Source organism: Paenibacillus sp. N3.4 (assembly GCF_008017805.1).
Taxonomy (GTDB): Bacteria; Bacillota; Bacilli; order Paenibacillales; family NBRC-103111; genus Paenibacillus_E.
In genome coordinates this window covers 12,771-37,073 of sequence record NZ_VRTT01000064.1, presented here as the reverse complement: position 1 = coordinate 37,073, position 24,303 = coordinate 12,771, and the positions used below count along the sequence as shown (strand labels likewise).

Sequence of the window (24,303 nt, the reverse complement as noted above, 5' to 3'; positions counted from 1 at the left end):
TGCGCAGGTAGCTCTTCGTGTTTTGCGTAAAACCAAAATCTGACAAGCATTAGGCTGCCACATCGCGCCGGCGAAAAATCTCCCATGAAAGCACATTAAACAGTAAAAAGTAGAAGACTAAAACGGTGATAGAGAATCCCATTGTCATTCCTTCTGCTACAGGTGTCCCTTCCAAATAAGGCGTCAAATCGGTGTTCGCGAACAAAAAATACTTTCCCCAGCTGTATCTGGTTAAGAGCAGCGTAATGATTTGTCCGGCAAACATGATGAAAATACTTAAACCAATAGCCAGCGACGAACTGCGAAATACCGTCGAAATCATAAAAGCGAGAGTAACGATCATCACAAGCTCAATCAGCTTTAACCCATAAGTAGAAAGCACGTAAAGCAGCATATTTCCTTCATGAACACTTCCGTCCGGATTTATTGTAAGGTGCGGAAGACTAAAGCTATCAAATCCGTACAAAATTCCATTCGCCAGAAGTGTACTGATCAACAGAACAATAACAAGAACAGCCGCGAATAGCATCGTTGCCGCATACTTAGCAAAGAGAATCTTCGCTCGACTGGCCGGCCGAATAAGCAGCAGCTTAATCGTCCCCCAAGTAAACTCTCCCGCAACCATATCTCCCGCAATAATAACCGTAAACAGCGTAATCAGCATAATCAGACCGCTTGCTTTCTGAGCGCCGGCCCAAAGCGTATTTTGTAAAGGTGGAACATTATGATCGAGCGCATATTGCTGTAGCGTAATATCGTCCTTCAGTCTTTGTTTGAAAATGTCCGGCAAATCCGGATTATTCAGTTCTTTCTTCGTTTGTTCGATGTTATTTGCTGCTGCCTTTTTCCAGTCCTGATTCGCCTCATAGCCTGAATGAGAGAATATGGCAGTAACAACGACAACAACAATCAGCAATAAACCCATGATCCAAGTACGCAGTCGACGATATATTTTCATATTTTCATTTTGAATTAAATTAAGCAATCGAATCACTCCCCGTCATTTCCAGAAATTGATCTTCCAACGTCTTGGGCCTAGCCCGAATGCCATAAACCGCAATACCCGCCTCTACGAATCGCTTGTTCCACGCGGCGATTTCTTGTTTATCCAAGCTCATGACGAGTTCGTCCTGATTAACCTCCACTTCCAATCCGGGTGCATCCGCTGCTATTAACGCTGCTGCTTGCTGGGTCGATGTCACCTCAAAAGCAACCAACTGCTTTTCCCCTGCTTGCACGAATTCTTTGATTAATCTAACGTCAACCAGCTTCCCATTTTGAATAATAGCGACACGGTCGCACATTAATTCCATCTCCGCAAGCAAATGACTGGATATAATGACAGATATCCCATCTTCTTTGGTCAGCTTGCGTAAATGATCACGGAGCTCGCGAATCCCTGCTGGATCCAGACCATTCGTAGGCTCGTCCAGAATCAGCACAGAAGGCTTATGCAGAAGTGCTTGAGCAATCCCTAGTCTTTGACGCATACCGAGCGAATAGGTTTTCACCTTATCGTGAATTCTGTTCTCCATCCCTACAAGAGCAATGACCTCTTGAATGCGATCTTCCTTAATACCGGGGATCATTCGTGCGTAATGCACCAAATTCAGATATCCGCTCAGGAACTTGTACATTTCAGGATTTTCTACAATAGCTCCAACATGCCGAATCGCCTTTTCAAAATCCGATCGGATGGAATAACCGCCAATGTGAACGTCCCCTTCGGTCATGCTCATCAATCCAACCATCATCCGGATTGTCGTCGTTTTACCTGCCCCATTAGGACCTAGGAAGCCGAATACCTCACCACTCGGCACATCAAAGCTTAATTTATCGATAATTGTTTTGGAACCGATTCGTTTCGTAAGCTGCTTGATTTGTATAATCGGGACCTGAGAATCTGCTGCCATAGTCATACTCTCCTTCGCTTTAATCTTATCTTTTTCTTCACTTACTGAATTTCATGGACGGTATCCACATCTATGGATAACCACAATCGCCCCTCATCAAACAGTCACATGACTATGATCTTCGCAATTATGACCGTACTCACTGTAGATTTCTCTCCATATTATGTACAATGATCTTACAAGATTGAGTAGTAAAGGAGATCTTTTATGGTTCAAAGAAGACCTTGGCACGGCGTGGAATGGTCGCTTTTTATCGTTTTGACCGGTTCTGTGCTGCTTAGCCTGCTTTATGCCCTTGTGCACATGCATGAATATGAACACCGTTCCACTTTCTTAACAATTATGGCTATTCTCCTCTCCTACAGTGTACCATTTCTTTTCTGGAGACCTAATTACATTCAAACAGTTTGCTATCCTATAGCTGTCTTGCTAACGGGAATTCCTCTACAAATCTATCTATCGTGGATGCAGCAGGATGCTTACCTTACTATTAATTGCCCATTAATGGTCATTGGATTCCTCACGGATCGAAAAAATGCTTGGTGGACCGCCCCCATCTTCATGGTAGCTATGCCTGTAGCCTATTATTTCATCCTGCACAGCGGAATGGGGGTTGGTGAATTATTTGGTTTTATTTTGAATGCCGTGCTTTTCTTCGCCATTGGACTTAGCCTGCAACGAGTCGTAAATTCGAATGAGAAAACCGAGAAGCTGCTTGCCGAGAATCAACGACAATATATGTTAATCCACGAGCAAAATAATGCTTTAGAGCAATATGCCAACCAAATCGAACAGCTCACACTGGTTGAAGAACGCAATCGAATGGCCCGAGAATTGCACGACACCGTGGGTCATACTTTTACTTCCGTCATCATGGGCATGGATGCGATATCCTACTTAATTGAAGCCTCTCCCGAAAAAGCGAAGGAAAAACTGGATGTCCTGAGGAATGTTACCCGCAATGGTCTGGAAGAAGTTCGCCGCAGTATTCATCAAATGGTTCCCCAGGAAGGGGATATGCTGCTCTCACAGCAGTTGACCCGACTAGCCAATGAATTTGCACTGCATACAGGTACTCAGATTCGATTTACAACCGTTGGAGAAGAGTTCGATATTCCTAAGCAAACCAAACTTTCCCTGATCCGCTGCTTGCAGGAATCACTAACCAATGCCAAACGACATGGTCGTGCCTCCTCTGTGGAAGTGGTCCTCACATACGGCGATGATCAAGTTAGCATACGCATCGAGGATGACGGCGTCGGGGCTGAGCAGTTAAAAGTCGGTTTCGGCATCAATGCGATGCAGGAACGCATTGATGCCTTGCAGGGCGTTTTGCAAGTAAGCTCAGCCGCAGGCCAAGGAACTATCGTGTCCTGCTCCATTCCTGCCAGGCGTTTACCATCATTCTAGCTACGAACAATTTCCCGTAGTAGATGGAAAATGATACAATGTGGATAACTAACGTATCCCTTAGGAGGATCTATGCATGAACCCAACACCGCTCAAGCTGCTCCTGGTCGATGATCAGGATTTAATAAGAGAGAGCTTGCATATCGTACTCGATATGGACCCGAACATTCAAGTCGTTGGTCTTGCCGAGAACGGCCGCGTCGCTTTGAAGCAGTGCGAAGAACTGCAGCCAGACATCGTCCTCATGGACATTCATATGCCCATCATGGATGGAGTTGAAGCGACCCGTCAAATTAAAGAGGCATGGCCGCATATTCGGGTTATTATCCTGACCACCTTTCAGGAAATCAGCTACGTTGTCGATGCCTTGGGTGCTGGAGCAGAGGGCTATTTACTCAAAGCTATCCATCCGAAGGACTGGCAGCGGGTATTAAATGGGTACATCAAGGCGGAACACTAATACCTCAAGACATTGCGAAAATGCTTGTTCAGCAAGCCCGTGGTGTACAGGAATCGTCGAACCGTGAAATCGTTGAAAAATCTACACGTGAAGAGCCTGCGCGTGTAGACGCTTACGGACTTAGTGATCGCGAGGTGCAGGTGCTGCACGCTATAGCCGATGGACTTAACAACAAAGAAATCGCTGAAAAGCTCTTCTTGTCTGAGGGCACCGTGAAAAACTATATTTCCAGCATCTATTCCAAAATGGATGTCCGCGATCGTATTCAAGCCTCCAAGAAGGCATATGAGGAAGGATTGCTGTAGCAAGTCTTTCGATTGCCATGCTTTGATAAAGTCGCTCATCCATACGATGGAGCGGCTTTTTTATGCAATAAAAAGACTATGGCTTTGACTACGCCATAGTCTTGAATCACATTTTATCAGTTGATAAATTGAACATATTGCAAAAATCTTTTTAACATCACCGTTGCTTGTCCTCTTGTTGCAAGTTCTTTTGGAGCGAAGGATTGCTCGGTAAGTCCATTCACAATGTTAGCTCGAAGCGTCTGAGCCACTGCCTCTTTCGCCCAGTCGCTGATTTCCCCACTATCCGTAAAACGAGATAACTTGTCTTGTGCTGCCTCGGATTTAACTTCTTTACCCGCTAAGTTGATTGCGCGTGAAATCATGATCGCCATTTGTTCTCGGGTAATATCTTGTCCGGACTCGAATTGCCCATTCGCTGTGCCCTCAACTAACCCTACTTTCGCAGCCGTGCCTACAGATCCGGCAAACCAATCCTCATTTTTCACATCACTGAACTGCGTTCCCTTAGCATCCGGGATTAATCCTAGTGCGGATACAAGCATGGAAGCAAACTGTGCACGAGTCACATGTTCATCCGGCGTGAAGGACGACTCATTAATTCCTTGTACAATAAACTTAGATGCAAGCAAATCGATATCATTTTTGGCCCAATGTTCATTAGTATCATCGAAAGATTTACTTAATTCCACTAATGTATACATGCTATTATGGGATGATTTAATAGTAACTTCTGATTTACCATTGACCTGAGTCATAACTGCAGGAATGAACATCATTTTACCTGTGACTGTATCGTAGGAAACTGCTGTTGTTTTGTTAGCATTCAACGTATTCGGTGCAATTATCTTTCTTTCAACGTAAGTCCCTGAGAAATCGTTCAATTCTAACTTCGAACCGGATAACGTCTCTGCAATAATCGTGAATTCGATTGGATGATCCAGCAGCGTCTTGATCGACGGGTTCGCTTTCTTTAGCATTTCGTATGATTTATCCGATGCTTTGTTTATGGAAATCGTTATCTTCACATCTTTCAGGTCTGCATTCAATTTGCTCGCAACATCTTTAAAAATTAGGATAGGAACATTGTAAGTACCTACGTCGGATTGGATAGAAAAAACAGCATTTGATTTAGATGCAATAGCGTCTTTCAATGCGGAAGCCGGAATTTCGACTTTTGCTCCATCGTCCACACTGTTAAGTTCAAAAGAGAACATATTCTGAGCTTGTTTTTTAATTTTAAGCATTTCCAATCCCTTTTTCAACTGATCTGCATCGATCTGCGCAAGCCAGACTGATGTAGCATTGGTGCTCGCTTGCTTACTAATCCTTAAAGAATTTTTAGGAAGAAAGACGCCATTATCTGCATCCTTGGGAGAATTATCAAATCCACCACCGCCTCCACCCATTGGAATAACAACTGGGGGAACGACCGGAGATAGAATACTTATTGTTCTGTAAGCATCGTAGGAATCGACTTGAAGATCATGATTATTGTAATCTTCTTGCATATAAGAAGTAATCGTTGCTCGGAACTTACTTCCAGACCATTGAGGTAACTGGATTTTATTTGAACTGCTTGTCGATGACATTTTAAGCACATATTGTTGATTTGGCTCTAATTCAGCTGCCAAACTGAACTCAAGCTCACTAAGATTCCGAGATGAGGCATTTCCTCGAAATACACGATTTATAGGAACTATGCTTTGATCGGATAATTTTATTAATTGAAAATCAATCTGCTTTTAAAATCCCCATATTTATCGTTGTAGCGTTCCCTGCATGAAGTTCTCCAACTCCATATGGATCGAACGGGAAGGAAACAGAAAGAAATTTACCCTGACCTCTTGAAGGCGTGAACCGCGCAATCTCTTCATTTGGCTGCATCCAATGCCCTACCTCTTTATTATTAAAAATAAACTGTGGGGTAGAAGCAAAAGAACCTACCGGATATTCACCATTTTGAGTAAGATCATAGTACTTGCGATTATTAACATCAATTGCTGCCCTTCCGCCGTTGGGATACGTCTTTGGATTAAAGCTTTTGTTATCAACGGTTGTCACAGTTATTGTATATTTGTCCGATGGAAGATCGAACGAGTAAGCTAATGCATAGCTAGCAAAATAACCATCGCCTGATAGATCATTTGTTATTTGATAATGCCCAACAGACGTGTTTCCTTCAATTCTATTGCCATTGTAAGTCAGTTCATGCGCAACGTTACCACTTGCATCTTTCACGACAAACTTCGTCCCCTTTTGCGGGATTCCATGCAATTGGAAAATACCATGATATTTATAACCATCGAAATCTGAGGAAGGGCTTAGATGAAGAACATCGCTTGCATCCGACTCTTTCCCCATAACATCAAAAGCTTTCATCTTCACATCAATCGTAGGACCACCAATCACATAAGGTAAATCGAAATACTTGAGTACATCATAATAAACTCCATAGAACGATCCATCGTTGACGTATAAATTATAGCCAAACTGTAAAGGTTGAGACGCTATATCCCATGAAACACGCCACTTTCCATTTAGAAATGCGCCGGTTAGACCTGTTGGTTTATTCAATTTATACTCATTCTCGTAACTATACACATTACCAGTAACCTGGTTGATCGTGGAGTATACGGGCGTATTATCTTCGTAAACAGTCATGGTAACAGGCTTTAGTCCTATTAAATTATTGTTAGCCCCACTGTTCAATGTGTAATAATAAGAGTTATACATGTCGGAGGAAGACAAATTGCTAGCAATCGACTTTGTTCCGTAAGTTTCATCGTTTACGCTAACAGATAGATTCTTTTTATCTGAATAGATATACCCATACACTTCTCCTGTAACAGAATTGAACTGAAAATTAAATAGACTTGCTGCTGAAGCTAGAAGCGGTGTACATAAACTCAACAACAACAATATGGCGATTGCTGCTGAGGCTCGGCTCGTAAGCCGATTTACTAAACCTTGGGGTAAACGCAGAAAAACTCCTCCTCAAATTGGTACACCTACTAATATAATCCTTTTTATGATACGGGATTTTACAAATTCCGACAATACGCAGGAGCTTTGTATTATAATGAAAAGTAGGAACACAGCATTAATTTTCAACTAATCTTTTTGAAACCGGAGTGAGGACGACAAGCATGACTAAGAAACCCTATCCATTACAACAAAAGCAACCGGAAAATTGGATATCGCTTTCTTCGCTTGCTGTATTAACTTTATTTTTTATTCTTGCTTTTTTGCAACACGGTTTGCTCTTCAAGCCCGAGTATTTATTAATAGGAAGTATACTTTACGCTGCTGGATCCCTGGCTATTTTCTGGGGGAAAGTACCTTCACAGCCTGCATTTTATGTACTTCTTGCTCTAATTTGTTTATATTTCATCATGAGTTTCCATGCTGTTAATAAACAAGATTCTTTCAACATAGCCTTTCGGATTGCCCTTATTATTCCTTTATGGCTACTCACTGATCAACTTACAATCAAACATACCCATTTCCTCATAAGGGTTTTTATTCATTCATGTTCAGCATGGGTTTTCATGGGTGTGCTTTTCAATCAATTTCGTGAGGGACGATTTGAAGGAACTTTGCAATATGCGAATGCGTGGGGAATTTTACTTCTGACAGCACTTCTACTAGCCATAACCCAATACCTCACTAGACCCAGCAAGATTAACCTTTGGTGTATATGTATACTCGCCTCAGGAATCCTACTAAGCGGATCCCGAACTGTTGTTATTATTATGCTGATCCTAATTCCACTCCAAATGATTGCAATCGGTAAAGAAAACAGGACATCTCTCCCCCAAATTCATATTGCCATCCTTTCAGGCATGATGATCTCTATCACTTTTTCACTATCAAAATGGTTATTTTTATGTACACTTCTTCTAGCACCCATTGCGATCCTATTCATCCCAAGCCTCTTGTTCAAAAATAGAAGATGGGGCATGGCTCTCTGTTTCATAGGATTTTCGGTAATCACATGGGCACTGGTGTCTCATCAATCAGGACTTTTTCAACGTTTGACTCATATAACCTTACAAGCACCTGAATGGAAAGCTCGCCTAGGCTATTATCACGATGCTTGGCTTATAATTCTCGATTCTCCTTTTTTCGGCTATGGAGGCGGAGCTTGGAACATTCTGCAATACCACTATCAAACAGCTGCTTACTCCGTTCGATATTTGCATAATCACTGGTTGGAAACCTGGATAGATACCGGAATTACAGGACTTGCTCTATATTGTTGCATCGTTCTGCTGTTTGTATGGAATGGGATTGTAAGTTATAGAACGCATACAGGCACATCAAAGATTTGGACCGTTGGATGCCTTTCTGCCTATTGTTGTCTCTTATTGCATAGTACGGTGGACTTTACTTTCAGTTATCCGCTCTTATTTGGGATTTGGGTTTTATTGGGGAAATGGGGTTCCTCTTTTGGGGTGAATAACAGCAACAAAGAAGTGAATGACACGGGTAAACGCACATATCGAATCGGGATATCTGTAGGACTTCTTTTGCTGGCATTCTTCAGCATTCGTTTAGGCGTATCAGAATCTTTCCTAATAAAATCCAATCAGGCCATTCCTATTCAAAAGAGTCAAGATGAAGCTTTGCTTTTACTCAAAAAAAGCGCTGAGTATTCCTTTGCACCCGCTGAGCAGCATGAACAGATAGCAAAACTATTACTGCAAAGTTTTCTTGAGAAAAGCACATCATATAGCGAACTTGAACGAGCACAGATAGAAGTGAAAAAAGCCATTTCCATGAACACAAAAGATCCCCATACACTTCTTCTGCAATGCCAAATTGAATACGCGCTAGGTAATCAGTCAAGCGCTATCGATCATTTAGTTCAACTAAAGCAGCAGTTTCCTTTTCGGATAGATATCGAAGAACAGTATACTAACTGGCATTCGATAAAATAAAAAAGACCTCAACCGAAGCGGAAGCGGTTTAGAGGCTTTTTGCATGCAGGGTGCTATTCAAACAGCTTTTCAATAAAGGACTTCTTTCTTTGCCGAATGCGTCCATAGCTTTTCACTCTGGAATATGTCATTGGTTCCTCGGTCTCTGTGGAGCAGGAAAGCACTGCGGGTGTTTCCTCGCTATTCGCTTCATCGGCCTGCTTCTCCATTGGCGATTCAGTTTCCAACAGCTTCTGTTGTTCCATCCCTTTGATTAATTGCTGCTCAATGTTATGTTCAATCTGATATTTAAATTGCCGAAGAAGCAGCTCCTGCTGCTTGTTTTGGGCTTCAAAATGCTCGTAAAGCTGAGCTTGGAGTGTTTCAACCTGACTGGATAAGAGCACGATTGCCTTTTGCAATAGAATCAGATGCTGTTCCCCTATGGACTCGTCCGGTTCCATCTCCTGAAGTTCTTCACCGTTATCGGTTAGCAACGCATGAAGTTCAGCTGGCGTAATGATGTCCTCTTTCTTCATGTGCTCTCCCCCGAATCCGTACATCCTGCAGTCAATAATTAAACTGTTCTTCATCTTATTGTACAGGAAGATTCGAAAATGGCAATGCCGTCGTTCATTCCAACGAGGCAAACCAACTGACTAACTTAGTCTGTATTAAGAGGAGCAAACCAGTAATTTTCTTACATACTGGCCCTTATCGTAAGACCCGGTTTTTTCATATACCTTTTGCAGCGCGCTGAGCACGGCTTCCTCGTCGATATTTAAGTGATTGGCGATCTGCAAAGCGCTTTGATGATGAAGCCACGCAAAACCAACCTCTTTTTCCAGCGATGTAAATTGATAAGTATCGAATACCTCATCAAATTTTTCTTTCCTTAAAGCTAAGTCCCACTGTTTCATTTCATGAACCACATTTTGAACCGACTGTTCCAGCAGCATGACTGCAAAACTGAGCTCCAGCCCCTGCTTCATGGATAAGTCCAAATAACCAACAATTTCATCATCAATCACAATAGGATGGCAAAGACATGCCCAATCTCGAAATAATTGCAAACTGTGGTCGCTTCCCTCAACGACTGCTGTAGATCTTAGCTGCATAGCTAACGAAATGCCATTGATACCCGCGTACTCAAGCGCGAATGAACTCCCCGCAGTGACTTGGAAAGTTTCCAGCGCCTCACGTAAAGGTTCACTCGCTTCTAAGTGAACAACGACACCTTGTCTATCTGTCAAAACAAAAAAATGATCGACTGGTATTTTCTTTGATACGGCTTTAATCTCCTCAGTCACGATCGCGCATAAACGGTTGGAACCGTCTACAACCTCTTTCATAGGGTCAAAAGGTAGAATCCTCATAGCTATAGGAACACCAGAGTCCTTGATAAGTTGATTCCAGTGCATTCTTTCTTCATTTGATACATGATAATAATTGATCCAAGTACTTGTGGGTATGCCACTCGATGAAAAGATGCTCAAACTACAACGCCCTCTCTCTCCTACCACATTGAAATGTTAACGATTGCGGATAAAACAAGTTTACATTTTATTATACAAATAAAATGGCCGTAAAATTGTCGATAAATGTCGGACATTTATAAAGATCGTATAAAAAGACTGCCTACAAGTCATAAATTGACTTATAAGCAGTCTCTATGGATAAACCCTTATGGTAAATTCGATGATCCCATTAAGAAACAATCCACTTCGCGAGCTGCAGCACGCCCCTCGTTAATGGCCCACACGACAAGGCTTTGTCCGCGCCGCATATCGCCTGCCGCGAAAATGCCTTCCACACTGGTGGCAAACTTGCCATACGCTGCTTTAGCGTTGGAACGTTCATCTTTCGCTACGCCGAGCTGATCCAGCACGGTGTTCTCCGGACCTGTGAAGCCCATTGCAATCAGAACCAGCTGAGCGGGGTATACCTTCTCGCTTCCCGCTACTTCAACCGGTACAAACTGTCCTCTTTCATTCTTTTGCCACTCAATCAGCACCGTGTGCAGTTCTTTGAGATTCCCGTTCTCATCACCCACGAATTTCTTCGTGTTGATTAAATACTGGCGTGGGTCCTCTCCCTGAACAGCAGCCGCTTCCTGTTGACCATAGTCCACTTTGAGGACTTTGGGCCATTCCGGCCAAGGGTTATTAGCTGGCCGCGTCTCTGGCGACTTGGGCATAATCTCGAACTGCGTCACGCTCTTGCATTTATGACGCAAAGAAGTGCCGACACAATCCGTACCGGTGTCTCCACCGCCAATGACGATAACATCCTTGCCTTCTGCAGAAATATACTGTCCATCTGCATGTTCGGAATCCAGCAAGCTCTTCGTGTTCTTACTCAGGAATTCCATTGCCAGATGAACCCCGCCAAGTTCACGACCTTCGATGGGAAGGTCGCGGCCTTTCGTAGCTCCGCCGCACAAAACGATGGCATCGAACTCCTCTTGAAGCTTCTCGACCGGGTAGTTCACACCAACGTGGGCACCCGTTACGAACGTGATTCCCTCGGCTTCGAGCAGATCCACACGGCGCTGCACGTATTTTTTATCCAGCTTCATATTCGGGATACCGTACATGAGCAGGCCCCCAACACGATCCGCACGCTCGAATACAGTTACCCAGTGTCCAGCCTTGTTCAGTTGAGCTGCTGCCGCGAGTCCGGATGGACCGGAGCCTACAACAGCCACCTTTTTGCCTGTGCGAACCTCCGGAGGCTCCGGTAATATCCAACCCTCTGAGAAACCTTTATCAATAATGGCTTTCTCGATGCTCTTGATCGTAACCGGCGTATCCTTCAAACCTACCGTACAAGATCCTTCACATGGAGCCGGGCATACACGTCCTGTGAACTCCGGGAAGTTGTTCGTCTTATGCAATCGATCCAGCGCCTCTCGCCATTGACCGCGATAAACAAGATCATTCCATTCCGGTATGAGATTGTTAACTGGGCAGCCAGCGGCCATGCCACTGATTAATGCTCCTGTGTGACAGAATGGGATACCGCAATCCATGCATCTTGAACCTTGTGTCTGCAGCTTATCTTCGGTAAGCGGCGTTGCAAACTCTTTCCAGTGTCCGATTCGGACCAAAGGAGGCGCTTCGGAAGCAACTTCTCGACTATATTCTATAAAACCAGTTGGTTTACCCATTAATGTTTAACCCTCCTGAGATTAGTTAGTTTCCGCCGACGCGGGAAACGTCCTTCATATTCGCCTCGAAAGCAACCATGATGGCTTCTTGTTGGCTAAGTCCCGATCGTTTCACCTTCTCGATGGCATCAAACATCCGTTTGTAGTCCTTCGGTATAACCTTCACGAACTTCCAAACGTACTCATCCCAGTGATTCATAATCTGGTGGGCCACGCTGCTATCCGTAAATGTAGCATGATGCTGAATCATCGTTTTCAGCTCGTTCATTTCGTACGTTTCTTCCAACTGTTCAAGGAGGACCATCTCTTTGTTCACCTTATTGGCAAAATCGCCTTGCTCATCAAGCACATAAGCGATACCGCCAGACATCCCTGCGGCGAAGTTGCGCCCTGTGGAGCCCAGGACGACAACGCGGCCTCCTGTCATATATTCACAGCCATGGTCGCCTACACCTTCCACAACGGCGCGTACACCGCTGTTTCTCACACAGAACCGTTCGCCTGCTATACCTCGGATATAAGCATCCCCATCGGTTGCTCCATAGAAAGCCGTATTTCCAATGATGATGTTTTCCTCAGGCACAAAAGCCGACTTGCTGGATGGGAAAATCACTAGTTTACCACCCGACAAACCTTTACCTACATAGTCATTCGCGTCGCCTTCCAAAGAAAGCGTCATCCCCTTCGGTATGAAAGCACCGAAGCTTTGACCTGCGGAACCATTAAAGTGAAGTCGAATCGTATCATGAGGCAACCCCTCTACACCATGACGACGAGTCACTTCACTTCCTACTATTGTGCCAACAACACGATTAACGTTCGTAATTGGCAGCATCGCATGAACATGCGCTTTGCGTGCAATGGCAGGTTCACAAATTTCAAGCAGCTTCGTAACATCCAAAGAGCGGTCCAGACCATGATCCTGCTGCATTTGGCAGAAGCGGCCGACTTCGTCCCCCATGTCAGGTTGGTGCAGAAGCAGTGACAAATCAATTCCCTTGGCTTTCCAGTGCTCAACGGCTTGCTTGGACTCCAGCACATCCGTGCGTCCGACCATCTCTTCAATGGTACGGAAGCCGAGCTCAGCCATCAGTTCACGCACTTCATTAGCGATGAATGTCATGAAATTAACCACATGCTGCGGATCTCCGGCAAATTTCTTCCGAAGCTCGGGATTTTGCGTAGCAACGCCAACCGGACATGTATCCAAATGGCAGACGCGCATCATCACGCAGCCAATTGTAATCAGCGGAGTTGTCGCGAAGCCGAACTCCTCAGCCCCCAATAAGGCCGCCACCACGACATCGCGCCCTGTCATCAGCTTGCCATCCGTCTCGACGACGATACGGCTGCGCAAATTGTTGAGTACGAGTGTCTGATGCGTCTCCGCCAGACCGAGCTCCCACGGCAGTCCCGCGTGACGAATACTCGTCTGCGGCGACGCGCCTGTTCCACCGTCGTAGCCTGAGATCAGGACAACGTCTGCTTTCCCTTTGGCTACGCCGGCAGCGATGGTGCCAACACCAACCTCCGATACCAGCTTCACGCTGATCCGTGCCCGTGGGTTGGCATTCTTGAGATCGTGGATCAGCTCAGCCAGATCCTCGATCGAATAAATATCATGATGCGGCGGAGGTGAAATCAATCCGACGCCCGGTGTAACTCCGCGAACCTCCGCGACCCAAGGGTACACTTTGGTTCCCGGCAGCTGACCGCCCTCGCCGGGCTTGGCGCCCTGCGCCATTTTGATCTGAATCTCGTCTGCGTTGACGAGATAATGGCTAGTGACGCCGAAGCGGCCTGACGCCACCTGCTTGATGGCGCTGCGGCGAAGGTCGCCATTCGCATCCGGCGTGAAACGCTCCGGATGCTCGCCTCCCTCGCCGGTGTTGCTCTTGCCGCCGATGCGGTTCATCGCAATCGCAATCGTTTCGTGCGCTTCTTTGCTGATCGAGCCATAAGACATGGCTCCCGTCTTGAAGCGCTTAAAGATCGACTCGATCGGCTCTACCTCTTCGATCGGGATCGCCACGCGTCCTTGCTTGAAGCTAAGAAGTCCGCGAAGGGCCATATATTTCTCATCCTCGCGCTTGACCAGCTTCGCAAAGCTTTTAAACATATCGTAACTGTTCGTTCGGACAGCCGTTTGCAGAGCATGCACTGTTTGCGGTGTATACAGATGCTCTTCCCCATCTTTACGCCACTGCAAATCGCCGCCAGTATCCAGAACACGATCGCGTCCCGCCTGCTCGGAGAAAGCCCGATTATGGCGAATTAAGGCTTCCTGCGCCACGATATCAAGGCCAATACCGCCGACAGGCGTATACGTCCATGTGAAATACGTATCAACTAGTGCTTGGCTAAGGCCAATCGCTTCGAAAATTTGTGCGCCACGATAACTTTGAATTGTAGATATTCCCATTTTGGCCAGGACTTTGACTACGCCTTTCGTGACCGCTTTAATGTAGTTGTAGATTGCTTTCTCATGATCGACGCCGACAAGCTGCTTACGACGGATCATATCATCCAATGTTTCCAAAGCCAGGTACGGATTGATGGCGCCTGCTCCATAACCAAGCAGCAAGGCAAAATGGTGCACTTCTCGCGGTTCACCCGACTCAACAAGCAAGCTGACTTTGGTGCGCGTGCCTTCGCGAATTAAATGATGGTGCAGACCGGAAGTTGCGAGCAGTGCAGGAATCGGAGCCTTAAGGCTATCTACGCCGCGATCGGAGAGAATTAAGAGCGAAGCGCCGCCCGCAATCGCTTGATCGGCTGCCGTATATAATGCTTGCATTGCGCTTTCCAAGCCTTGGGTGCTTGCGCAGCCTCAAACAAGATTGACAGCGTAATGGTTTTGAAACCATCCCGCCCAATATATCGAAGCTTCGCCAGCTCTTCATTGGAAAGGAACGGCGATTTTAGACGAATTTGTCGACAGCTTTCCGGTTCAGGATGAATCAAGTTACGCTCGGGCCCAATCGTTGTGCCTTGCGCCGTAATAATTTCTTCGAAGTTTGCATCAATTGGAGGGTTCGTTACTTGTGCGAATAGCTGCTTGAAATAGTTATACAGCAGTTGAGGACGATCGGAAAGCACGGCAAGCGGTGTATCGGTACCCATGGAACCGATCGGATCTACACCCGTTTTGGCCATAGGCTCCAGGATTTTACGCAGCTGTTCGAAGGTATAGCCGAATGCCTGTTGACGCTGAAGCACCGTCTCTGGATCGGAACCGATCACGATCTCGGCTTCTTCTAGATCTTCTAGGGAAACAAGATGCTCATTCAACCAATCACGATAAGGCTGTTCTCCGGCGATACGGCTTTTGATTTCCTCATCAGCAACGATGCGGCCTTCAACTGTATCAACGAGCAGCATGCGTCCCGGTCTTAGTCGTTCTTTGTACAGAATACGCTCTGGCGGAATATCGAGGACACCAACTTCGGAGGCTAATACAATGAAATCGTCCGTCGTCACGTAATAACGGGATGGACGCAAACCATTACGGTCAAGGATAGCGCCGATTTGACTGCCATCTGTAAAGGCAATCGCCGCCGGACCGTCCCATGGCTCCATTAATGTGCTGTGGTACTCATAGAATGCTTTTTTCTCATCGTCCATCGTCTCATGCTTAGACCAAGGCTCCGGAACCATCATCATCGCCGCATGCGGCAAAGAACGGCCGGAAAGCATGAGGAATTCCAAGGTGTTATCGAACATTTGCGAATCGGAGCCGTCCGTATCGATGACGGGGAGGATGCGTTTGAAATCTTCGCCAAACAAATCGGAGTCACACATGGCCTGACGCGCATGCATCCAGTTCACATTGCCGCGCAAGGTATTGATTTCACCATTATGGATTAAATAACGATAAGGATGAGCGCGTTCCCAGCTTGGGAATGTGTTTGTACTGAAACGAGAGTGTACGAGAGCGAGTGCAGAGTCGACCTTTTCATCTTGCAATTCAAGGTAATAGGCGTCCACTTGCTCCGGTGTCAGCATTCCTTTATACACAATTGTTCTGCTAGATAAGCTGGAATAATAAAATTGCGAATTGGGGTGGGACAACCTGATAGCGTTTTCAGAAAGCTTACGAATGATATATAACTTGCGTTCAAAATCCAAATTGCTCTTCACATCGGTGCTTTGCTCAATAAATACTTGTCGTACGAAAGGTTCTGCCGACTTCGCGGAATCTCCCAAAGAGCTGTTATCGGTTGGCACGGTTCTCCAGCCAAGGAATTGCTGCCCCTCTTGATTAACAATACGTTCAATCGTACTTTCACAGGCTTGACGAGCCTCCAAATTCTGCGGTAAGTAGACCATCCCTACGCCATAGCTGCCAGCTGTCGGGAGCTTCATATTTTGTTGCTCACAAGCGGATTGCAGATACGCATCCGGGATTTGCATAAGAATACCGGCTCCATCTCCCGTATTCTGTTCACAACCCTGACCGCCCCGATGATCTAAATTGCAAAGTACACGAAGCGCTTGCTTGACGATTTCATGAGATTTGACACCTTTGATATGAGCAACGAAGCCAATCCCGCACGCATCATGCTCAAACTGAGGGTCGTACAATCCCTGTTTGGGAGGTAATCCATTTTTAGTCATGTTTTGCAACCTTTCTTCCCTCGTTTTTGGACATCCTTTGTCAGATATCCGCGTTAACGTACTAAATAAGCATCATACACTGGTGCGCCTTTCACCCTTCGCCCATGCAAACGATTTGATGAAATATTCTCAATATTTTTTCTATTATATTAACACTTGAAATCCTATAGTTCAATTTAAAAATAAATATATTGAAAACCCTTTCATTCTAGTAGATTTCCGATCCGTCCCAATGTGAAAACAGCGATCCCCCCGCACTCCCGAAGCGTATAATAGGTCAGTGCCCTAGGGCGTATCTGAACAGGCTCGACGGTCGAGGAGATACCTAAACTTTTGGCCATCAATGATGCACGGTAGGCATGAAAACCATGCGTAACAATAACCGCTTTATGGAATCCCTTTTCTTTCATAATTTTTTGACTATTCTCTAAATTCTCCATTGTGCTCCGAGATTGGTCTTCCAAAAGAATCGCTTCCTTCGGAACTCCCTTCTCCATTAGATATTTCTGCATCGTTTCCGCTTCGGATGGCTCGCTTTCACTTTTACCTCCTGATGCGATAATATTAGGTGCTAATCCTCGGCGATAAGCCTCCACTGCGATATCTAATCGTTCACGCAATGCCGGACTCGGTTTCCCGTCCCACACAGCAGCACCGAGAATAATCAAGCAATCGCTGGGAGTTCCTTGGGAATGTTTCCAAGTATAGTTAACTTTCCAGCTCATAAGAACAAAGTAAAGAAGAGCAATAAGGAACAAAGCGGCTGCTGCCCACAGGCACGTTTGGAGTTTCTTTTTCATAGTCTCATGATAGCAAACTTTCTATGTTTCATGCTATGATAGCTAATGCCGCTGCAATGAACCTACACCCAGATTCACAACTAGGAGGAACTCTGTTTTGAGTATACAGCATACTTTCTCGACCGGTATGATATGGGAGCCTCTGTACCAATGGCACATGAAGGCTCATCCGGTTGAAGTTGAGCTTTTCCGGTCGCAGCCGGTTCGCCGTCTGAAGTATCTGCATCACTTCGGCGCATCTGCGCTTTTTTCACCCATGACACATTCACGATTTGAACATACGGTTGGTGTTTGGTCTTTAATGGTTCATTTTTGCCCTGAAGAGCCGCTGCTTCGTATTGCTGCGCTTTTGCATGATATCGGGCACTTGCCCTTTTCCCATGCTGTTGAGCGAACACTTGGTTATGACCATCATCAACATACGGAACAATTGATTCTCGGTGGCGTGATCGCCGATATTCTTATTAAGCACCAGATTGCGCCGGCTTCCATTGTGTCTATTTTAAATCAAGACAGTCCCCTGACGAACAAAACGTCTCTGCTCGGACTTGATCATCTAGACAGCTTTCTAAGAGATACGTATTATGCCGGACAACAAATGATGCCGCCTTCTGAACTTGTTCGGAACCTTCACCTGCGAGGCTTTTACTTAGAAGCGGAAGAAGATACAGCGGCGGCACTTGTACATGCTGTTGTTGAAGACCATCGTCTTTTCCTGCATCCGCAGTTTCTGGCCATGGATGCTCTGCTAGCCAAAGCGGCTGCTCATCATTGTGAGGCAAACCCTGACATGAAGGATCGCATCCCTTCCCTCATGGACCATGAATTGGTTCAAGAGCTTTTACAGAGCAACAATAAGGTTGCTAAAGAAATCATGCATGTCCTGATGTACGAGCCTCATCGCATCCAAATAACCGGGGAACCTATACCGGGCAGTATTGAGGTGCAAATTCGCAAGCCCTATAAGAAACAGCCGCTTATCGGCGATAAGCCTGCTTCTGAAACGAGTTTTCGAGCCGCCGTCAAATTGGCTGAGCTTGATGCTATGACCGCCACTTACTTTTTCACCATATAAATGCTTGCATTCATTACATTCACAGAGGAGACTGGCTCAGCTTGGCAAAATTATATTTTCGTTACGGTACGATGAATAGCGGCAAATCTATTGAAGTCCTTCGCGTAGCCCACAACTACGAAGAGCAAGGGAAGAAAGTTCTGCTTCTCACTCCTGTAGTGGATGATCGCTTCGGTGTAGGCAAGGTCGTCTCCAGGATTGGCATGCAAAAAAATGCAATCGTCGTCGATGAGCATTTGGATATGATTGCACTGGCGAATGCGGAGCAGCCCAACTGTATTCTTGTGGACGAGGCGCAATTCCTGAATCAAGAACAAGTCCGTCAATTAATCGAAATTGTTGATGATTTGGATATTCCCGTCATTGCCTATGGGCTTAGAGCCGATTTCATGGGACAACTATTTCAAGGAAGCAATGCTCTCCTAGCTGTCGCGGATACAATTGAAGAGATCAAAACCGTTTGCTGGTATTGCGACAAAAAGGCCATTATGAATATGCGCTGCAAAGACGGAGAACCGATCTTTCATGGTGAACAAATTCAAATTGGCGGTAATGAGAGCTATGTGCCCGTGTGTCGTAAATGTTATGCTTCCAAGAAGAAGTTGGCAGCGGACGTAGGATAAATTCCTGTCTATGGCACAAAAAGATAAGGTTTTACAAAGAAAGGTGACTTCCTTGCGAAAAAAACGGATTTTGCTCCTATCCGAGGGCTTCGGGAAAGGCCATACGCAAGCCGCTCATGCGCTGTCTGTCGCGCTTCGACAAAACTCTGCCGAAGTCATCACACGCGTGATCGAGCTCGGTGCTTTTTTGCATCCTACCATAGCACCTTGGATCTTCTCTGCATACCGCCGCACGGTTACTTCACAACCCAAACTTTATGGTATGCTTTACCGCAATCAATATGAAAAATCATTGAATCGAGTTGCAGGTCTCGTATTGCATCGTATTTTTTATTCGCAAACGAAAGCGATTATCAAGCAATTAAAGCCCGACATCATCGTATGCACGCATCCTTTTCCGAGCATCATCGTCTCTCGTCTCAAGCGAGCTGGATTGGCAGTCCCTCTTTTCACGATCATAACCGACTACGACGTTCATGGCACTTGGGTAGATCCTGCTGTCGATAAATACCTTGTTTCAACTCCGTTAGTACGTGAAAGACTTATTGGTCGCGGTGTGCCCGAATCACATGTTGAAGTAACCGGCATCCCCGTGCATCCAAACTTCCGTCTGGAGCACAGCAAGGAGCAGATCCGCAGCGATTTCGGACTTAAAGCCATGCCTACCGTAATGGTCATGGGGGGCGGTTGGGGTGTTTTCAAGAAGCAAGAGAAAGAAGAGCTTTTGACTTACCTCGCTAGCTGGAGCAAGGACATTCAGCTTCTGATCTGTCTAGGTACAAATGAGAAGGCGCGCCAGCAGCTGCACGAAGAGGATGTATTTCGGCAGCCGAACGTGCATCTAATCGGTTACACAAGTGAGATCAACAAGCTTATGGATATCTCTGACTTGTTAATTACGAAACCTGGCGGAATGACTTGTACCGAAGCCATGGCCAAGGGGATTCCCATGCTGTTCTACAGTCCTATCCCAGGTCAGGAAGAGAAGAATTGTCAATACTTTCAAGAGCAAGGGCATGGTCAGATGATCACTTCGCTCGAAATGATTGATCACTGGTTCAAGCTTCTTCTTGAACAGCGGTCTGAACTCTCGAAACGTCGATCCGACATTCGTCATCATCACAATTACAGTTCGCAGGATTGCTCCAGTACGATTATTCAGTACTTAAAGTTATCGGAGAGTCGCCCTTACATTCAGGCATCAACCACAACACCGCTCATACAATGGTATTAACCATATGTAGGGCGGTGTTTATTTATGGACCCACTTCATCGACTAGGCAAGCAATTCATCTTCGCATACTTACTGATTTGGTTCGTTGGCAGTCTATGGATGATGGCTCTCCTCGGAAGTGGCTCCCCTCAGGGCAAACTGCTTGGCATCAACATTGTTCAGTACAGTGACTATCTAAGCTTTGGCTTCGCCGGCGCTTTAGGCGGAGCGCTTTATGGACTTCGCATGTTTCATGAGCATTACAATGACCTTACTACTCAGTGGGTATATTGGTATGTCATGCGTCCTGTGCTTTGCTTTGGTTCAGCAATCATCACGATCGTTTTGTTCGAGAGCGGCATTCTGCTGCTGCAGGTCGGCGACTCGATGGCCGCGCGTATCAGTGTAGCCTTTCTTACCGGCTACGGCTACGGAAAATTCATGGAGAAAATCCGTGATCTAACGACAACCTTTTTCAGTGGGAATAGTGGAAATAATGGGAATAAGGGGAATGATCAGCCGAAGTAGCCGTGCGACGTGAAATTACCTTAGAACATGATGTTCGTAATGCCTATGTCTGCTTCCGTTGTACGCTATGGGTATGGGTCATAGATGCCTCTATTTTCCAATTGTGAACTCCCCATTTGTTGCCTTCTCTTTTTCAGAACCCGTAAGGCTGGTTTTCGAGCTTACAGAGCCGCTCATAAGATCACGGCGGTTTGTAAGAAGGTTTTCCGAGCTTACAACTGTCTTTTCTATCAACTTCCTCTTTTTCAGAACCCGTAAGGCTGGTTTTCGGGCTTACAGAGCCGCTCATAGGATCACGGTGGTTTGTAAGAAGGTTTTCCGAGCTTACAGAGCCTCTGATAAGATCGCGGCCGTATGTAAGAAGGGTTTTCGAGCTTACAGATCCGCTAATAGAATCCCATGCACTGAAGTCGGGGTCTTACAGCTACACGCACTCAACACACTCAACACACTCAACACCGTCCAAACACTGCAAGCACTAAACTCACTCAAATTCTCAACCATGTATAAAATGAAGTTCTCCTCCCGATTACCAAAAGAATAAAACGCGCCTTCAGGGCAAGACCTCGCGTTTCCGCGAGGCTCACACTGTAAGCGCGCCTTTCACTTCGGTGCATCAAATGTATGCGCCTTTTTCCAGTTCACCCCACCGTTTCCGGTGGTGTACATCACACTTGGCTGTTCATTGTCATTCGTGATAAGCCAGCCTCCGTTCGCATCAGCCATAGCTAGCTGAAGCGGACCATATCCGCTGAACGCTTCCTTACCGTTCACCCATGTCTTGCCTCCGTCCTTCGTCCACCCAACGGTGTTAGGCTTATCGCAGCTTGGGCACTGACCGCCCATGAAAGCTACATCGGGGCTGACGACGTAGAGAGGTCCGGGCTTCGTTCCTGTATTTTTGGGGCCTCCCGTATCGCCCAAAGGAAATCCCGGCGCCGGACCGCCACCTGCCGTACTATTGGCAAGGACGGTTTGCCAGTTCTTACCGCCATCCTTCGTGTGGAAGAGCGAGTACGAGGTTTGCGTCATCCCGGAGTCACCAATCAGCTCGATCCAGGCATCGTTTGCACCTGCAGAACGTATCACAACCCCGTTCAGGGGAGCAGCGCTTTTGCGTGACAACACCGTATGCCACGTTTTACCTCCATCCTGTGTACGTTCCACTTCAAGAACGTCCTTCACCTGCTTGACGACCCAACCATTGTCTTTGTCATGAAAATAAGCATCTCCTGTGATCCCTTCAGGCACTGGCAAAGAAGACCATTTCACGCCACCATCCACCGTTCGGGCGTTCCCGCTGAATGCTTCCTGCTGCGTCACAAAGTGAAAAAATGCGCTATTCGGCACCTTGCCAACCGAAGACCAGTTCTTTCCGCCATTCTTTGTGTGAAGCAGCTTGCCTTCCTCACCCATCGCAGCCCAAGCCTCTTGAGCATTTAATGCAAACAACTGTTTAACTTCTCCAGCGCCTTCATATTGAACCTGCCACTTGCTCCCACTATCATCCGTTCGCGCGATCCAGCCCTTACCCCCAATCCAGCCCGATTTGGCATCGGCCAGTCTCACTGCTGTTATCAGACTCATTGCTGCTTTGGAAGGAGCCTCGTTAAGCTTTCCTGAACCTTCTGTTGTAGGCTTAGCGGTCGCTGGTGCCGCAGTTGTAACCGGGGCTGTCGATTGTGTTGTGGCTGCCCGATCCGATGTCGCTGCCCCGCTTGTTGTTCCTGAGGACTGCTCACATCCTGTGAGCACGAAGAGAGAAAGTGCTAACACTTTCATCGATGTTCTTATCATTGGCACATTCACACCCTTCTGTTCAATCACTTCTGCTAAAAAGTCTTTCTTAGACTAATTAACATCTACATAGACGTGATGACTATCCCAAAAGTTATAACTTCCTTTCATGACCACTGTATTTACTACCCCAGTCAACAATAATTTGAACCATTTCTAGATATCGTAACTGCCTGCCTTTCTTTCTTTTCGTTGCTTCCTGCATATAAGTCGTCCATTGCCTATAGCCAAATTTACGGCTTAATCCACGGTCAATGTGTCTTATTAGAATGTCCCTTAGCTGAGTAACTCATGTAACTTTTTCCAATAAACCTCTCGTCTTATGAGTCACACTTTTCCAAAATATAAACGAAAAATAGGCATGACTCATCCCTTAGACGAATACAATCGAAGCAAGGAGGGGGACTTTGTTACGGAAAGGAAGAGGATCGGTTGAGATTCATATGGGGTAAAAAAGAATTCACCTTAATGATCATTCCGGGCGCAACCGCCGAACCGTAAGAATCAAGCTTCCACACAGCAGCCTATATGTTGTGCCCAGCGTGATCCTACTCGTGCTGATTGGATTTTTTGTCAAGATTAACTTCATGAACACTTACTTCCTTCAAACGAAAGTCAACATGCAGCAATCGTTTGATGGACAAGAACGCCAACTGGTTGATCAAATTTCACTTAAAAATAGCGAACTTGAGCAGCTTCAAACTAATTTGATTGACTTGTCACAGCAAGCAGATGAATTCAAAGCGAAGCTGGAAGAAATTAAAAAATTGGATCATGTGATTCAACTAATGAGTCAAACAGGAGCGCCAGGTGGGACGAGCAAAAAATCAGCCGGTTTGAACCTCGGTTCGAGTTCTGCTTCCTCCAATGCGGCCAGCTCGAGTGTTGGCGGCACCGAAGTGCCCGTCACCTCACAAGAGGTGTCCATGCTCGTTACGAGCACCAAGCAGGGACTTTCCTCATTAGTCGGAGACATCAACGCTCTCCTCTCTAATCTGAGTGAATCGGAAGCCAGGCTGCAAGAGGCCGAACGTCTGCGCAACATAACGCCGACACTTTGGCCAACTGTCACACACCGAATTACATCGGTATTTGGCATACGGAAAGACCCCTTCACCTTAAAACCTGCCATGCACGCGGGAATTGATCTTGATGGGGAGATGAATGATGCCGTCTATGTGACAGCAGCGGGTAAGGTAATCGAAGCCGGCTTCGACAACGATCACGGAAATCATATTATTGTCGATCACTCACGCGGCATAGAAACGGAGTATATGCATTTGAACAAGATGCTCGTCAAACGTGGAGATTCCGTTACGAAAGGACAACAGATCGGCCTTGTCGGAACAACAGGACGAAGTACGGGCTCCCATCTGCATTACGAAGTTCACAAGAATGGCATTCAGATTGACCCCTTCCCTTATCTTCTTACCGATAGAAAGGATGAACGCTAATGCTCGGAGGTTCTAAA

18 protein-coding genes and 1 pseudogene are annotated in these 24,303 nt (G+C 46.0%); 9 read left to right on the top strand and 10 right to left on the bottom strand.

Annotated elements, in window-relative coordinates:
• Positions 1-49 precede the first annotated feature (49 nt).
• On the bottom strand, positions 50-994 hold the full coding sequence (locus FU659_RS25880) for an ABC transporter permease (protein WP_261808053.1): 945 nt from the start codon (positions 992-994) through the stop codon (positions 50-52).
• Complete coding sequence (locus tag FU659_RS25875; RefSeq protein ID WP_147950210.1) at positions 978-1,913, bottom strand: ABC transporter ATP-binding protein; 936 nt, start codon at positions 1,911-1,913, stop codon at positions 978-980. The genes FU659_RS25880 and FU659_RS25875 overlap by 17 nt, the downstream gene beginning before the upstream one ends.
• Before the next feature lie 207 nt (positions 1,914-2,120).
• Between FU659_RS25875 and FU659_RS25870 the strand changes: the two genes are divergently transcribed.
• The 3 genes from FU659_RS25870 to FU659_RS37655 all read left to right on the top strand — a co-directional run bounded on the left by FU659_RS25870 (position 2,121) and on the right by FU659_RS37655 (position 4,088).
• Entirely contained in the window at positions 2,121-3,323 is a 1,203-nt protein-coding gene (locus FU659_RS25870; RefSeq protein WP_147950209.1) for a sensor histidine kinase, read from the top strand.
• A 76-nt stretch (positions 3,324-3,399) separates the two neighbouring features.
• Entirely contained in the window at positions 3,400-3,783 is a 384-nt protein-coding gene (locus FU659_RS37660; protein WP_261808052.1) for a response regulator, read from the top strand.
• Between the two features lie 20 nt (positions 3,784-3,803).
• Positions 3,804-4,088 carry a response regulator transcription factor gene (locus tag FU659_RS37655; RefSeq protein WP_261808051.1) on the top strand — a complete coding sequence of 95 codons (285 nt, stop codon included), beginning with the start codon at positions 3,804-3,806 and terminating at the stop codon, positions 4,086-4,088.
• Positions 4,089-4,204: 116 nt separating this feature from the next.
• Here the strand turns inward: FU659_RS37655 and FU659_RS25860 are convergent, their stop codons facing one another.
• Positions 4,205-5,722 carry an S-layer homology domain-containing protein gene (locus tag FU659_RS25860; RefSeq protein ID WP_147950208.1) on the bottom strand — a complete coding sequence of 506 codons (1,518 nt, stop codon included), beginning with the start codon at positions 5,720-5,722 and terminating at the stop codon, positions 4,205-4,207.
• A 100-nt stretch (positions 5,723-5,822) separates the two neighbouring features.
• The gene (locus tag FU659_RS25855; protein WP_222708644.1) at positions 5,823-7,004 is read right to left on the bottom strand and encodes a hypothetical protein; all 1,182 of its coding nucleotides are present in this window, start codon (positions 7,002-7,004) and stop codon (positions 5,823-5,825) included.
• A gap of 839 nt (positions 7,005-7,843) precedes the next feature.
• Here FU659_RS25855 and FU659_RS25850 point away from each other — a divergent pair.
• A complete protein-coding gene (locus FU659_RS25850; RefSeq protein WP_222708643.1) occupies positions 7,844-9,031 on the top strand; it encodes an O-antigen ligase family protein in 1,188 nt (395 codons plus the stop codon).
• A gap of 53 nt (positions 9,032-9,084) precedes the next feature.
• Here the strand turns inward: FU659_RS25850 and FU659_RS25845 are convergent, their stop codons facing one another.
• The 5 genes and pseudogenes from FU659_RS25845 to FU659_RS25825 all read right to left on the bottom strand — a co-directional run bounded on the left by FU659_RS25845 (position 9,085) and on the right by FU659_RS25825 (position 17,596).
• Positions 9,085-9,549, bottom strand: coding sequence for a hypothetical protein (locus FU659_RS25845; RefSeq protein WP_147950205.1), 465 nt, complete (start codon positions 9,547-9,549; stop codon positions 9,085-9,087).
• A gap of 135 nt (positions 9,550-9,684) precedes the next feature.
• Entirely contained in the window at positions 9,685-10,362 is a 678-nt protein-coding gene (locus tag FU659_RS25840; RefSeq protein WP_187274402.1) for a helix-turn-helix transcriptional regulator, read from the bottom strand.
• A 332-nt stretch (positions 10,363-10,694) separates the two neighbouring features.
• A complete protein-coding gene (locus tag FU659_RS25835; protein WP_147950203.1) occupies positions 10,695-12,179 on the bottom strand; it encodes a glutamate synthase subunit beta in 1,485 nt (494 codons plus the stop codon).
• Positions 12,180-12,204: 25 nt separating this feature from the next.
• Positions 12,205-16,796, bottom strand: a pseudogene (gene gltB, locus FU659_RS25830) (glutamate synthase large subunit).
• Between the two features lie 203 nt (positions 16,797-16,999).
• Positions 17,000-17,596 carry a YdcF family protein gene (locus tag FU659_RS25825; protein WP_147950202.1) on the bottom strand — a complete coding sequence of 199 codons (597 nt, stop codon included), beginning with the start codon at positions 17,594-17,596 and terminating at the stop codon, positions 17,000-17,002.
• 97 nt (positions 17,597-17,693) lie between these two features.
• On the opposite strand from FU659_RS25825, the gene FU659_RS25820 reads away from it, so the two are divergent.
• From FU659_RS25820 to FU659_RS25805, 4 genes are read left to right on the top strand one after another with little or no spacing between them, the layout of a single operon-like run.
• Positions 17,694-18,671, top strand: coding sequence for an HD domain-containing protein (locus FU659_RS25820; RefSeq protein WP_147950201.1), 978 nt, complete (start codon positions 17,694-17,696; stop codon positions 18,669-18,671).
• A gap of 41 nt (positions 18,672-18,712) precedes the next feature.
• A complete protein-coding gene (locus tag FU659_RS25815; protein WP_147950200.1) occupies positions 18,713-19,294 on the top strand; it encodes a thymidine kinase in 582 nt (193 codons plus the stop codon).
• A 52-nt stretch (positions 19,295-19,346) separates the two neighbouring features.
• Positions 19,347-20,528 carry an MGDG synthase family glycosyltransferase gene (locus tag FU659_RS25810; protein ID WP_147950221.1) on the top strand — a complete coding sequence of 394 codons (1,182 nt, stop codon included), beginning with the start codon at positions 19,347-19,349 and terminating at the stop codon, positions 20,526-20,528.
• A 24-nt stretch (positions 20,529-20,552) separates the two neighbouring features.
• Positions 20,553-21,035, top strand: a complete 483-nt coding sequence (locus tag FU659_RS25805) for a hypothetical protein (RefSeq protein WP_147950199.1) — start codon at positions 20,553-20,555, stop codon at positions 21,033-21,035.
• A gap of 603 nt (positions 21,036-21,638) precedes the next feature.
• On the opposite strand, the gene FU659_RS25800 is transcribed toward FU659_RS25805, so the two are convergent.
• Positions 21,639-22,862, bottom strand: a complete 1,224-nt coding sequence (locus tag FU659_RS25800; RefSeq protein ID WP_261808050.1) for a WD40/YVTN/BNR-like repeat-containing protein — start codon at positions 22,860-22,862, stop codon at positions 21,639-21,641.
• A 512-nt stretch (positions 22,863-23,374) separates the two neighbouring features.
• Between FU659_RS25800 and FU659_RS25795 the strand changes: the two genes are divergently transcribed.
• Positions 23,375-24,286, top strand: a complete 912-nt coding sequence (locus FU659_RS25795; protein ID WP_261808049.1) for a M23 family metallopeptidase — start codon at positions 23,375-23,377, stop codon at positions 24,284-24,286.
• Positions 24,287-24,303 lie beyond the last annotated feature (17 nt).

Excerpts from the sequence above, each read along its gene's own strand:
- FU659_RS25835 (WP_147950203.1), bottom strand. The coding sequence starts at position 12,179 with ATGGGTAAACCAACTGGTTTTATAGAATATAGTCGAGAAGTTGCTTCC.
- FU659_RS25845 (WP_147950205.1), bottom strand. The coding sequence starts at position 9,549 with ATGAAGAAAGAGGACATCATTACGCCAGCTGAACTTCATGCGTTGCTA.
- FU659_RS25870 (WP_147950209.1), top strand. The coding sequence starts at position 2,121 with ATGGTTCAAAGAAGACCTTGGCACGGCGTGGAATGGTCGCTTTTTATC.
- FU659_RS25840 (WP_187274402.1), bottom strand. The coding sequence starts at position 10,362 with ATGAAAGAGGTTGTAGACGGTTCCAACCGTTTATGCGCGATCGTGACT.
- FU659_RS37655 (WP_261808051.1), top strand. The coding sequence starts at position 3,804 with ATGCTTGTTCAGCAAGCCCGTGGTGTACAGGAATCGTCGAACCGTGAA.
- FU659_RS25825 (WP_147950202.1), bottom strand. The coding sequence starts at position 17,596 with ATGAAAAAGAAACTCCAAACGTGCCTGTGGGCAGCAGCCGCTTTGTTC.
- FU659_RS37660 (WP_261808052.1), top strand. The coding sequence starts at position 3,400 with ATGAACCCAACACCGCTCAAGCTGCTCCTGGTCGATGATCAGGATTTA.
- FU659_RS25805 (WP_147950199.1), top strand. The coding sequence starts at position 20,553 with ATGGACCCACTTCATCGACTAGGCAAGCAATTCATCTTCGCATACTTA.
- FU659_RS25850 (WP_222708643.1), top strand. The coding sequence starts at position 7,844 with ATGCTGATCCTAATTCCACTCCAAATGATTGCAATCGGTAAAGAAAAC.
- FU659_RS25875 (WP_147950210.1), bottom strand. The coding sequence starts at position 1,913 with ATGGCAGCAGATTCTCAGGTCCCGATTATACAAATCAAGCAGCTTACG.